At 44.9% G+C, this 12917-nt stretch carries 14 protein-coding genes; 9 read left to right on the top strand and 5 right to left on the bottom strand.

The features are described from left to right. Nucleotides 1-17 precede the first annotated feature (17 nt). On the bottom strand, nt 18-1613 hold the full coding sequence (locus T3H97_RS01450) for a spore germination protein (RefSeq protein ID WP_328801480.1): 1596 nt from the start codon (nt 1611-1613) through the stop codon (nt 18-20). Nucleotides 1614-1766: 153 nt separating this feature from the next. Continuing rightward, a complete protein-coding gene (locus tag T3H97_RS01455) occupies nt 1767-2111 on the bottom strand; it encodes a DUF805 domain-containing protein (protein ID WP_103048451.1) in 345 nt (114 codons plus the stop codon). 424 nt (nt 2112-2535) lie between these two features. Between T3H97_RS01455 and T3H97_RS01460 the strand changes: the two genes are divergently transcribed. From T3H97_RS01460 to T3H97_RS01470, 3 genes are all read left to right on the top strand, one after another. Further along, complete coding sequence (locus T3H97_RS01460) at nt 2536-4971, top strand: arabinan endo-1,5-alpha-L-arabinosidase AbnB (RefSeq protein WP_328801481.1); 2436 nt, start codon at nt 2536-2538, stop codon at nt 4969-4971. 386 nt (nt 4972-5357) lie between these two features. Beyond that, nucleotides 5358-5558: a cold-shock protein gene (locus tag T3H97_RS01465; protein WP_007428290.1), complete on the top strand. Its 201-nt coding sequence runs from the start codon at nt 5358-5360 to the stop codon at nt 5556-5558. Nucleotides 5559-5689: 131 nt separating this feature from the next. Beyond that, nucleotides 5690-5905, top strand: a complete 216-nt coding sequence (locus T3H97_RS01470; protein WP_013308357.1) for a cold-shock protein — start codon at nt 5690-5692, stop codon at nt 5903-5905. 108 nt (nt 5906-6013) lie between these two features. Here the strand turns inward: T3H97_RS01470 and T3H97_RS01475 are convergent, their stop codons facing one another. Then, complete coding sequence (locus T3H97_RS01475) at nt 6014-6832, bottom strand: alpha/beta fold hydrolase (protein ID WP_328801482.1); 819 nt, start codon at nt 6830-6832, stop codon at nt 6014-6016. A 187-nt stretch (nt 6833-7019) separates the two neighbouring features. On the opposite strand from T3H97_RS01475, the gene T3H97_RS01480 reads away from it, so the two are divergent. Beyond that, entirely contained in the window at nt 7020-7352 is a 333-nt protein-coding gene (locus tag T3H97_RS01480; RefSeq protein WP_061830729.1) for a hypothetical protein, read from the top strand. Nucleotides 7353-7402: 50 nt separating this feature from the next. On the opposite strand, the gene T3H97_RS01485 is transcribed toward T3H97_RS01480, so the two are convergent. Together T3H97_RS01485 and T3H97_RS01490 are read right to left on the bottom strand one after the other, a co-directional pair. Next, nucleotides 7403-7948, bottom strand: a complete 546-nt coding sequence (locus tag T3H97_RS01485) for a GNAT family N-acetyltransferase (RefSeq protein WP_328801483.1) — start codon at nt 7946-7948, stop codon at nt 7403-7405. 209 nt (nt 7949-8157) lie between these two features. Beyond that, entirely contained in the window at nt 8158-8727 is a 570-nt protein-coding gene (locus T3H97_RS01490) for a hypothetical protein (protein ID WP_328801484.1), read from the bottom strand. A 212-nt stretch (nt 8728-8939) separates the two neighbouring features. Between T3H97_RS01490 and T3H97_RS01495 the strand changes: the two genes are divergently transcribed. From T3H97_RS01495 to T3H97_RS01515, 5 genes are all read left to right on the top strand, one after another. Further along, the gene (locus T3H97_RS01495; protein WP_328801485.1) at nt 8940-9353 is read left to right on the top strand and encodes a GntR family transcriptional regulator; all 414 of its coding nucleotides are present in this window, start codon (nt 8940-8942) and stop codon (nt 9351-9353) included. Further along, nucleotides 9350-10063: an ABC transporter ATP-binding protein gene (locus T3H97_RS01500; RefSeq protein WP_328801486.1), complete on the top strand. Its 714-nt coding sequence runs from the start codon at nt 9350-9352 to the stop codon at nt 10061-10063. Before T3H97_RS01495 ends, T3H97_RS01500 begins: the two co-directional genes overlap by 4 nt. Beyond that, on the top strand, nt 10060-10827 hold the full coding sequence (locus T3H97_RS01505) for an ABC transporter permease subunit (protein ID WP_328801487.1): 768 nt from the start codon (nt 10060-10062) through the stop codon (nt 10825-10827). Before T3H97_RS01500 ends, T3H97_RS01505 begins: the two co-directional genes overlap by 4 nt. Before the next feature lie 40 nt (nt 10828-10867). Next, nucleotides 10868-11353, top strand: coding sequence for a CcdC protein domain-containing protein (locus tag T3H97_RS01510; RefSeq protein WP_328801488.1), 486 nt, complete (start codon nt 10868-10870; stop codon nt 11351-11353). Nucleotides 11354-11687: 334 nt separating this feature from the next. Continuing rightward, entirely contained in the window at nt 11688-12908 is a 1221-nt protein-coding gene (locus tag T3H97_RS01515) for a stalk domain-containing protein (RefSeq protein ID WP_328801489.1), read from the top strand. Nucleotides 12909-12917: the final 9 nt, after the last annotated feature.

Raw genomic sequence — 12917 nt, forward strand, 5'->3', positions numbered from 1 at the left:
ACTGTTTCTCTTTTCTTTTATTCCCTTGATTTGCGAGGTGGAGCGCTGTTTCGACGTTTGACATTCTTTTGATCGACTAACCGGGGACGTGAAATCATCATCCAGTGAGGAAGTCGAAATATGGTATCTTTGGTGTCCGTCGGTATTAGAGGTGCAAAAGGAGTCATATAGGGAACGCCAAACGAACGAAGGCTGCACATATGCAGGATCAGGGCAATGCCTCCAACGATAATTCCGAACAGCCCAAAGGAAGCGGCAAGTCCCATCAAGGGGAACCGCAGCATACGAAAAGCGATGGACATATTATAGGCAGGAAGCACAAAGCTGGAAATCGCGGTAATCGATACGACAATAACCATCGCAGCCGATATGATGCCCGCTTCGACGGCAGCTTGCCCGATGACGAGTGTGCCCACGATAGAGACGGCTGCCCCGATGTACTTGGGCATGCGAACGCCAGCTTCCCGCAATATTTCAAAAGTCAGTTCCATCATGAGTGCTTCAATAAAGGCAGGGAAGGGAACAGCCTCCCGCTGTGCCGCTAGACCGATCAGCAGTGAGGTCGGCAGCATTTCCTGATGAAATGTAGTGATAGCAACATATAAGGACGGACCGAGCAGGGAGATAAAAACTCCGGTGTAACGTAGAACCCGGATAAAGCTGCTAATGTCTGCACGCTGATAATAATCCTCTGCCGCATGCAGGAAGGAAACAAACAGCGCAGGCACGACAAGCACAAACGGGGTTCCATCCACCAGGATCGCGATTTTTCCTTCCAACAGCTCCGCGGCGATCACGTCTGGGCGTTCAGAGTTGTATACTGTCGGAAAAGGGGTAAAAGTTTCGTCTTGGATTAACTCCTCGATATACCCACTTTCGAGAATACCGTCCACATCAATGCGGTTCAATCGCTCATGCACTTCCTCAACCAATTTAGGGTTCGCAATCCCCTTGATATACATGACAGCGACATCGGTCTGGGTCACACGACCGATTTGTTGGGTCTCCAGCCACAAATTCGGATCTTTAATCTTACGCCGAATTAAGGCCGTGTTTGTGCGCAGTGTCTCAGAAAATCCTTCCTGCGGCCCACGGACGACATTTTCCGAGGCAGGCTCCGTGACCCCGCGATCCTTCCATCCACGTGCGCTGGCTACTATTCCCTGTGTTTCACCGTCAATCAAAATCACAGCATCCCCGGACAACAGCGCGTTATATAAGGTTTCAAAATCGATAATCTCCCGGATGCCCCCGATGGTTAGAGCGTAATCTTTTAATATTTGCATGACACTGGAGGAGTTCTGGAGCCTGCACTCTACGTCTCTGGACAAGCTACTATCCAGCATCATCGATTCCATAATGAAGTCGGAGACTATATTTTTGTCCGCCAAACCGTCCGTATAGAGGATTGCAATGAGCTGGTCACCATCCTTGCCGATACGAATTTCTCTTATGATGATGTCGGTGCTGTTACCGAGTGCTTGTCTGATTTGCTGAAGATTGCTTCCGATACTCGCACTGAGCTGCTCTCCTGAATGCTCAGGCTTACTTTCGCTGTGCTGGACTGGCGGTTTTTTAACTTTGTTCGGGGGGGTTCTTTTCCGAAAACGCATAAATGTTCTCCCTCTCCTTGAGGATACTTTTTATTCCAGTATGGACGCAGGGGTCTCCAGATAAACTTATTGCTGGAATTTCGATAGGGGAGATGTGGATATGAAAAAAACCTCCTTCACAAAAGTGAAAGAGGTTTTAGACATCTACAACCATTACAATTTAGGGTTTTTTCCATACTTATTGTCGCTAGGCTGACTGTCTTGGCAGAAGAATACAATCAAAATAATTGACCCTACCAGGGGAATCAGACTGATTAGAATCCACCATCCGCTTCTACCTGTGTCATGCAGTCTACGGGCCATAACGGCCAAGGATGGCAACAGGACAGCAAGAGAATAAATCAAAGTCAATACCGGTGATAAGCCTACAAGACTATCAATCAGGCTGACTACAAAGCTAGCGATTGCACTAAATAGTACAAACATCCAATACTCTGTACGTCTTGCTCTGCCTTGAAACCCTACATAGTTCTTTAAAGCATTTAAATACCATTGCATATATTTTCACCTCCTCATAAAATTTAAATGTTTCTATACACGTAAAATTGTTCTTTTAGGTATATCGGCAGGAAACATATAAAATTTAACTTGTAAAATTATAACTTTAAACTAGAAATTTACGCAATACTTTTATTAATGTTAATAATTAAATAAATAATTTATAAAAACATAAAATTGCATATTGAATTTTCCATATCTATTGAATAATATAGAGGTACGGTTAACCGCCAGGTTTGAATCGGCCTTCTTAACAGAAGGTGATTTTGTTTTTCAAATAAATTGAAAGCGCTTTAGTTATGAATGGGAGGGATAAACAACTTTAAATTCGAGGGTGAAGAAGTTAATACAAACATAATCCTGACTGCTTTCTCAATATTGTTTTATGTTATCAGGTATGTTCAAAACGAGAGGAGATTGATTTATGAAGCAATCATTTGTTCGTAAAGTAACGGCAGCTTCACTCGCAGGTGCGCTGTTGTTGCCTGCTTCTTTGGTAGGCGCCGAGCAAACACTCAATTCAGATACAGATGGAATTCAAAATGTGGTGCAAACTTCCCTTCAAGCTCAAGACCTAGAAAACTTTTCAATTCAAAGTAAAAAGGCTGTCTCTTTCAAGGAGACTTCCGTACATGATCCATCCATCCTGAAAGTGAAAGACACCTTTTACATTTTTGGCTCACATCTGGCGGCTGCCAAGTCCAAAGACCTCATGAATTGGGATACGATTGCTACAGGAGTGGCGAATGGTAATGCATTGATTCCCAACGTCAAAGAAAAATTAAAGGAAGCACTGGATTGGGCACAGACGGACACGCTGTGGGCAGCTGATGTCATTCAACTGGCAGATGGCAAGTTCTATATGTACTATAACGCTTGCAAGGGTGACTCACCGCGTTCAGCAATGGGTCTAGCCGTTGCTGATAAAATTGAAGGGCCTTATAAGAATAAAGGAATTTTTCTAAAATCCGGCATGTGGGACCAACCGAGTGAGGATGGGACGATCTATGACGCAACCAAGCATCCGAACGCCGTGGACCCGGACACCTTTTACGATAAGAACGGCAAGCTGTGGATGGTATATGGCTCCTACTCAGGAGGCATCTTCATTATGCAGATGGATGAAAAGACAGGGAAGCCGCTCCCTGGTCAAGGCTACGGGAAAAAGCTGACAGGCGGTAACCATGCTCGTATGGAAGGGCCGTACATACAATACAGTCCGCAAACGGACTACTATTACTTGTTCCTGTCCTTTGGTGGATTGTCAGCGGATGGCGGATACAACTTGCGGGTGGCTCGGTCCAAAACACCGGATGGTCCTTTCTACGATGCTGAAGGCAATGATATGATCAAGGTCAAGGCGAATCCTGACAAACCACTTTTTGATGACGCTTCCATTGAACCATACGGTGTCAAACTGATAGGTAATTACCTGTTTCCAAGAGAAATTGGTGATCCAGGTACAGGATTGGGTGCAGGCTATGTGTCGCCCGGACACAACTCGGCTTATTATGATCCCAAGACGAAAAAGCATTTTGTCATTTTCCATTCCCGTTTCCCGGGGAGAGGCGAACAGTTTGAAGTGCGGGTACATGAAATGTTCATGAACGCTGACGGTTGGCCTGTAGTTGCTCCTTATCGTTATTCAGGAGATGAGGATTCACTGAAAAAGCTGTCAGAAAAGGATGTCCTCGGTCAATATTCGTATGTAAATCATGGGAAGGAAATTTCGGCAAATATTAAGCAGGCCGTTAACGTCGGTCTGGGTAGCGGCGGCAAGCTGTCTGGTGGAGTGAACGGTACATGGAAGTTGGGGGCGAACAATCAGCTGGAAATTACAGCAGAGGGCACGAAGTACAAAGGTGTATTCCTGCGGCACCGTGATCCAGACACAGGTGCAAAGACGCTTGCTTTTACCGCGTTGTCCTCCAAGGGTGTTGCGGTATGGGGTTCGCTAAAGCCTGACCTGAAGGCCAGCAAAATTGTAGCTGCTGTGCAGAAGGATCTGAGCCTGGGCGATACGAGCAATGTTCTTTATAATCTGACGCTACCTACTCAAGCAGCACAAGATACCACTATTTCATGGGAATCCACCCACCCGGAGAATATTTCTGTGACAGGTGAAGTATACCGTCCAGAAGCCGGTTCTCAGCCTGTAACAGTTACATTGACAGCGACCATCAAAAAGGACAAAGCCACCGCTAAGAAAAGCTTTACAGCCATTGTCCCAGGGCAGGCCCAAGGTCCTCAGCTCGCACACTATTCGTGGAGTGAGGATCAAGGAACTTCGGTTGTCGACAGCACATACAATCAATTCGATGGTAAGACCTATGGTGGTGCTGCATGGGATAAAGACGGGAAGCTTGGTGGTGCGCTTGTCCTAAACGGTAAGGATGGTTACGTGCAACTACCAAATACAGTAACAGATGCGAAGGATTTTACCTTTTCCGCTTGGGTGAACTGGAAGGGCGGTGCAGCTTGGCAACGGATTTTTGACTTCGGCAACGGCCAAGCCCGGCATATGTTTCTTACCCCTTCCCAAGGAAACGGTGCACTCCAGTTTACAATCCATGAGGGGACGGATCAGAGCTTGCTTTCCAAATCATCATTACCTCTTAACCAGTGGACGCATGTAGCGGTTACACTGGAGGGGGATACAGGAAAGTTGTATGTTAATGGTGAGGAAGTAGCTGTTAATGACAGAATTACCTTTAATCCCAATGAGTTGCTGACGAGCGAGGCTTATCTCGGCAAAAGCCGCTTTGCCGCCGATGCTTACTTCAATGGCAGCCTGGATGAAGTTCAAATGTATAACAAAGCGCTGACAGCAGAGGAAATTAAAGCACTGGCAGAATTGTAGTTCAAAATGAGCAAATAAACGCAGGAGATGAGCTTTTAGTAAGAAGTTCGTCTCCTGCACAATGTTTTGTATATTTATTTCTTGATTGCTGGTATAATAAAAAGCAATTGCGGATATAATGTTTTAAGTAGGCGTTAATGACTCACTCCCGCCGAATGAACACAGCTTTGAAGCAGCAATAGAGAACATAAGCACTCTGCACAAATTAAATTCTCCAGTGCTTGCGTTTTCAATACACTTATGGTAATATGAGTATATTGAAATTGTGACCTGAGATTCGCATATTGTAGAGGGCTATTGTTTTAGGTTGAAATAACCTTGTGCAATATGTGAATTTTTATTTGTAAAAAATAAAGGTCATATAAATACATTTTGGAGGTAATTCCATGCAAACAGGTACAGTTAAATGGTTTAACGCAGAAAAAGGTTTCGGTTTCATCGAGGTTGAAGGTGGAAGCGACGTATTCGTACATTTCTCCGCAATCCAAGGCGAAGGTTTCAAATCTTTGGACGAAGGCCAACGCGTAGAATTCAACGTAGTTGAAGGAAACCGTGGACCACAAGCTGAGAACGTTGTAAAACTGTAATTTAAAATTACAGCCTACTTCAGATGCCCCGAACATAGCGTTTGGGGCATTTGTTTTTATCTGTTCACAAGACCGTTTTTGAACTGATTACATCTTATCGCTTTATAAATCATGAAGAAAGAGGGATGTTTATGTACAATTCACGGAAAAAGCCAATGGATGAGATTCCTGAGGAAATTACAACTGTCTGGAATTGCGCCAGCGATACATGTAACGGCTGGATGCGGGATAACTTCGCTTTTTCTGTCGAGCCGACATGCCCCATTTGCGGTTCTGCCATGGTGAAGGGCGAGAAAAAGCTGGCTGTTTTAAATAATACGAGCTTCAATCATACCAAACAATCCTAAGCGGATAAATGTTTGTAGTGAAAGATGCCCCATAGCCATTAACGGCGCTGAGGCGTCTTTTTGTTTTTTATAAATATAAATTATACATAAGAATGAACAGGCTTTCAATTATGGTGTGGAGGATGGGGCTAGTATGCTCAGTAAGATAGAGTTAAATTCGGGTAGCGCTTCGTAAAACACACCGTGGCCGCTTCGTTCGAAAGGAATAAGTCTTGATCCGGCAATTCCTTTTTGAGTTTGGACAGCCAGGGGGAAAGGACAGACCCGATCCAGCTTGCCGTGTAGAATCCAGGTGGGCACGTGTATATATGGCAAATCAGGGCGCAAATCAGAGTCACGTAGTGAGTACAAAGTACAAGCCATGCTATGAACTGTTGCCGCAAAGCCCTGGTCACGTAACCAGTCGCGTAAGCTCTGGCTGACGGGATTAGCAAACAACATTTCGCCAAAAGAAGTTACCAGTTGTGGACGATCTGTATAGGCTTGTTTGATGAGTTTATCTACCTCTGTGACAGGAGTACCGTAAGGGAAGTCGCTGGTTGGGGTGAATCGGGGCGTAGCTGCTCCGATCAAGATCAACTGATTGACGCCAAATCCCCGGTGCCTGCTCATGTAGCGTGTGACTACAGCTCCCCCCATGGAAAAACCGATCAGCCGTACCTGATTTAACTGTAGCGCCTGCATAACAGCCAGCAGATCGTCCGCCAATCGATCATAATTGTATCCATGCCATGGTCGATCAGACTTGCCGAACCCCCTAAGATCAACCTGAATACAGCGATACCCGTAAGCAGGCAACAAGGCGGACTGGTATTCGTACATTCGGTGATCCAGCGGCCAGCCGTGCACCATCAGAACAGGGATGCCTTCTCCAATATCCTCGACATACAGCTTCACGCCGCGTTCCACCTCAATATAATATCCCATCGTGTTCACCCCTTTAGAATCAACGGAATTTCGTTCTCTCTCACATATATGTAGCCAGAGCTTAGCTCATTCGAGAAAGAGATGAGACTGTCACGATATAAGTATATAGTATGGTAAAAAATGTATGTCATCCTGTATAGGGATAGGATATAATTATGGAATGAAACAGCATCGGGAGAGTGGAACAATGACACCATCAAAAACATTAAAATGGATTACAGGCGGATTGGAGCTATTTTTAGCTATTCCCGTTTTGGGCGGGCTACTCATCGTAAATTCCGCGTATACTATATTGTTCTTTATGCTGATTTTCCACATTGTTACGTTGGTGCTATCGGTGACGAATAGAGAGTCTTATTATGGATCTATTTTAGGGATCGTGACCTCGGTTATTGGATGGATTCCGATTGTGGGCTGGTTGATGCATTTGCTTTCAGGCATATTTTTGATGATTACCGCAGCCCAGCAGCCGCGTGATCAGTATCGCAATCGCAATCCTTATGATGATTATCGCTACTAGGGTAAGTGATTGATACGAAGATGAAAGATCCTGTTGAACAGGGTCTTTTTTTATTTATGAAATCTCCCCATGAGGATGGTGTTGTAGTATTTGCCATCTGAAAGAACCTTATCGTTTTTTAATAACCCTTCGATCTCAAATCCATGTTTTTTATAGAGTTCAATGGCTTTATCATTCGTTTCCAAAACTTGTAGAGTCATTTTCTTGATGCCATTGGAGTCAGCCCAGGAAATAGATTTTTTTAAAAGATTCGTCCCGATCCCATAACCCCAAAAATTCTTTAGTACGCATACGCCAAATTCAACTTTATGAGAGAATCTGCTCAGAACATGGCCCTCACATCTTGAAAAGCCGACGATTTTATCATGAACTACTGCAACTAAAAATAGGTTTCTGTTATTCTCTGTATCTGATTTAATGAGCTGTTCAAAACCGGTTGTACTTATAAACGCTTCTCCCTTCTCTCTGTCTAAATTTTCAGTCTCTCCATCAATCAGCAAACGGATTTCAGACAAAATCTTCGCATCTTGAATCATGGCAGATCTGATCGTATAACGCATTCCTTGCATATCAAATTCCTGTTTATTTATTTTCATTACATTCTCCTTATTATGAATTAGAGTGAAAAGTGACCTCTGGATCATGTTAGTCTACCACATATTATCTTGTTTACATGACAAATAAGCCTGTCTCCTTCTGTTGTATCGCAGCAGGGGACAGGCCTATTGATTTCTCTATCCGTACAGGGAAGCCGAATGGAGATTTATTATACAAGCTACAGCTCTTTGGAAAACAGGAGTTGTAGCTATTTCTGCTTAGCAGAGGCTTTAGCTGCATTGGTTTTAGCAGGAGCCTGGGCATCTCCTTGAGCAGGAGCTTTACCTGCATCCGCTTTATCGCCATCTACTGGTGGTTTGGATGGTTTTACGCCATTCACCATATCTGCCATCATTTTCTTTAGATTAGAGACACGTTGGTTATATTCAGTTGCCGTAATCTTGCCGTTTTGTTTTTCCGTAGCCAGTTTTGCTTTCATATCTGAAACCATTACATCAATAACGGAATTTACGCTCACGCCTTGTGCTTTGGCGATCGTAGCAAGGGATTTACCTGCTTTCAACTGTGTATCCAACTGACTGGAGGACAATTTCAATAATTTCAGGAGAGCTTTGTTCTCAGCATAGTTTCCTCCTGCGATTTTAGGGCCATTAGCATCGCCGGGGTTACCCTTAGGTGCCTGTGCTTTGTCTGCGATGGGAGCCTTCTCAGGTGTAGTTGAAGCAGCATGGGCTGCGCTTGTGGAGTACAGTGCCCCGCCTCCTAAAAATGCCAAGGCCATCGTTCCAGCCAAAATTGCCTTTTTGGTGCTCTTCATCTTCATTTTCCACCTTTCGGTATGGTTTGTTTGGTACGTGATACATCATAAGGGATCAACTTGAATGTTATCTGAGCGCAAGCTGAGCATTTACTGAATGAAATTTGGGTGGCATGACTAAAATTTCAGCTAAAATAAACTTGTATTACATGTATTAAGTGATATAATACACTACAGGCACGAAAGATTCAGCCGATTAGGGGGAAACACCCATGGAAGAACAACGGGTTGGCTCGTTCCGATTTTTAATTGACTTTAGCCAGCCATTATATGAACAAATATTAAATCAAGTACGAAGCTCCATTGCTAAAGGGGAGATCGAAATGGGAAGCAAAATGCCATCTGTTCGTGATCTGGCGCAGGAATTACGCATGAATCCGAATACCGTGATGCGGGCGTATCAGGAGTTGGAGCGGGACGGATTGACTGAGAAGCGACGCGGGTTAGGCACTTATGTTACTTCGTCCAGTGAACGGATTGCCAGCTTTCGGGAACAATTGGCTATAACGTATATAGATCAGTTTCTCGGACAGATGAGTAGCCTGGGGTTATCGTGGGAAGATGTACAGCAGTATATACGAAGCAAACAGGACGGAAATGCCAAGGAAGGAGGCGATAAGGCATGACGGAGTCTGTTGTGGTTGCGAATCATTTGGTGAAGCAATACGGCAGTAAAAAAGCACTGGATCAATTGGATGTCGTCATTCCGGCGGGACGCATTGTAGGGGTGCTTGGACCCAATGGCTGTGGGAAGTCCAGCTTGTTTCGGGCGATCACCGGATTGATTCGGCCGGACGGAGGCGAGCTTTATGTGTTGGGGCAAAAGCCAGGTTGGGAAACCAATCGTGGCATATCCTATCTTCCTGACCGGGCACGCTGGTACCCCAATCATACAGTTCAGCAGACGCTGGAATGGGGGAAGTCTTTTTTGCCTGGCTTCAATATAAAAGACGCGTATAAACTTGCTGATCATATGGACGTCGAGCTGGAACTTAAAATGACTGGGCTGAGTCGCGGACAGGAGGCACGTGTGCTACTGATTTTATGTCTGGCACGTGAGGTTCCACTCATGATCCTGGATGAACCGTTTGCGGGTATTGATGTCCTCTCCAGAGAGGCGATTGTGGCCGGGATTATTGATTATTTGGAGGGTCGGCAGCAGTCGATACTCATTAGCACGCATGATATTCAGGAAGTGGAAGGCTTGTTTGACTACACGGTCATGATGGACCGCGGACGGATCATATGGTCTGGTGATTCGGATGATTTGCGTGCAGAGCATGGCTCGCTGAATCAGGTGTTCCGCAATTTGTACAAAAAGGGGTGGAAGGCGTGAATTCATCAGGGCTGTTCAAAGATTTGATACGCCATGAATTTCGAAATAAAGGAAGCTGGAGAAAGCAGGGCCGCAATCGACTACCGAGATCGTGGAGACTCGTATATTTCTCATTATTTCTAATTGCGGCGTTCGCTATTTCCTTGTACTTCGCACTTCACAACCAGCTCGAATTGACAAGGCTGTGGTATGTCACCCTGGGCTTGCCGTACATGATCATTTTCATGGGTGTGGGAAGTTTGAGAAGAGAATGGGAAAATGATACCTACGGATGGTGGCTGACCCTTCCCTATCCGCGCATGTGGCTGATGAGCGCCAAATGGATTGCGGCTATTTTACAAACCATTGTTGTAATATTGCTTCTGTTTGTGGTGGGTTCTCTGTACGCGTTGTTCATCTCATCAACCATACAGCCTTATACGTTTGCGGATGCAGCGTCTTTTATTGTAGCCGGATTGAACTGGTTTGTGATGATTATCGCCTTCACGCCGTTGGTTATTGCGCTGGGTCTATTGACGGCCAGTACCAAATACAGCACCTTGCGGCCGCTTAACCCGATACTGTGGATTCTTTTGATGGGTGGCGGGAGTGTCTTTTATTGGTCGGGCGATCAGGGGCTTTATGAGCAGTTTGATCATGCTCAAACAGGACAATGGTTTCCGTTTACCTGGCATTTCCCGATTGCGGTGTTGATCAGTTGGGTTGCTGCATATGTATTAATCCGCTTGAGCGCTTATCTGTTGGAGAAAAAACTGTCGATTTAGGCTAGCGTATCTATATGATCTATGAGGAAGGAGTTTCACCATGACGACGATATTTATATATGCATTGTTGGCTATTTTGGTGGGGCTGATGATCTGGTTGAGAACCAAAAGACGAGGGGGGCCGGTAAAAGGAAACGGAATCCGGATTCTGCTCCCCTTGTTTATCGCGTTCCCGCTTATGATGATGTCTGTGTACCAATTAATGCATATTCCGGGTCAAACGTACGCGCCCCCCGCCTTTTGGGAACTGCTGGTTGCCGGGCTATTAGGGGCTCTGTTTGGCTATGTTATTTTGCTGCATACGGCGTATGAAAGACGGACTGACGGTCTTATTTATCCCAAGCCGAACCAATATTTTAAATATATTATTATCGCTATTATCTTGATTCGCGTTGTTTTGACCCAGTACCTCAGTAGTTTGGGTACAACCGCAATTAGCATGCTGGCAATTACGATGGCGCTGGTGTATATTTCAATCTGGCGAATCGGGAGCTTTATCAAGTTTCGGAGAACGTTATCCGTATAACAATAGCAAAGGGGTTAACAGCGGCTTACTATTCAAAAAGCGTTCATTCGCTTGGCAATAGGAGCCGCTTTTTTTGCGTTTCGGCATTAGCAAGTTATCACACATTGTTATTGCTCCCCATATCCTTTATTCTAAGGCTTGTGGCTTGCATTGTAGCAGTACAATTATAAATTTTTGAAAGGAGGGTTATTGAGGTTTCAAAAGATTTAAATGGGGTTTAAAGTTAGATAGGCGTGGAAAAGTTGCTTCTTGCGATTAGGTGTAACTATATAAGTTACATAAAAGGAAATTGTTTTCCACATTCTATTTTATAGGTTGAGAGGGGTTCACATTCATGAGAAAACATACGGTTACTGCTGCACTCGCTGGTTTGCTTGTTCTGTCTTCTGCTGTACCGGCTTTAGCAGCCGAGGTAAAACCTGCTACAGGTATTCAGGTTTGGGTAGATGGCAAGAAGGAGGCTTACAAAGTTGCACCTATCGTAAGAAATAAGCAGGTCTTAATTCCCTTGAGACAATTGGCTTCCAGTTTGGGGATTCCGATGGATGCCAAGCATATTACGTTCAATACGGCGCGTCAAAGCACAACCATTCGATATGATCAGGCGACAGTTGTGCTGGTGTCAGGCAGTCCGGAAGCAATAATCAACGGGATTAAGGTGCCGCTATCCACTTCGACCATCTTGACCAAGCAAGGGGTAACTTATGTGCCGGTTGATGTCGTCAAAGAAGCGTGGGGCAAACAAGTGATTTGGGACCCAACCAGCCAAACGGTGCAAATCGGGGTGAGTAATAAGGATAAGGTCATTGAAATCGTGAAAAGCTTTGAAACCGGAGACACGAAAGCGGCCGAGACTTGGATCAGCAAGGATCAGTACATTCAGCACAATCTGAGCTTTGCTAGCGGAAGAGATGCGTTGCTGCAAGGGATTAGCCAGTCGAAGGGAGCCAATGTGCAGGTTGAAATCCAACGTGTAATTCAGGATGGCAATTATGTAGCGGTTCATTATAAAAAGTCCATTGCAGGGAAAACGAGCATTGTTTTCGATATTTTCCGCTTCGATAGCAATGGTAAAATTGTTGAGCATTGGGACAACATGCAGGACTCGGCTCCGGCCAATTCAAGCGGACACACCATGATTGATGGAACAACTCAAATCACGGATCTCAACCAAACCGAGACCAACAAAGCGCTGATCCGCAAGTTTGTGGATGATGTCTTGGTTGGCAAAAATCGTGCTGCATTGGAAAGTTATTATAATGGTGATCAGTACATTCAGCATAATCCTCTTTTTGGTGACGGTGTATCCAATTTAAAGCAAGCATTTTCCGCAGCGGGAAGCCAAGGAGCTTCTTTTGGATATGGTCAGGTTCACATGGTTATTGGAGAAGGCAACTTCGTGCTGGTTGTGAGTGAATTGACATCGTCTAAGGGAACTTCAGCCGCTGTCTATGATCTGTTCCGGGTAGAGAACGGCAAGGTAGCGGAACATTGGGACGTAGTTCAGGAGGTTCCAGCTAAAACAGAGTGGAAAAATACAAACGGCAAGTTTTAAGAAGTGCGT

It is taken from the genome of Paenibacillus sp. LX16 (genome assembly GCF_036252815.1).
In the GTDB taxonomy this organism is placed as follows: Bacteria; Bacillota; Bacilli; order Paenibacillales; family Paenibacillaceae; genus Paenibacillus; species Paenibacillus polymyxa_B.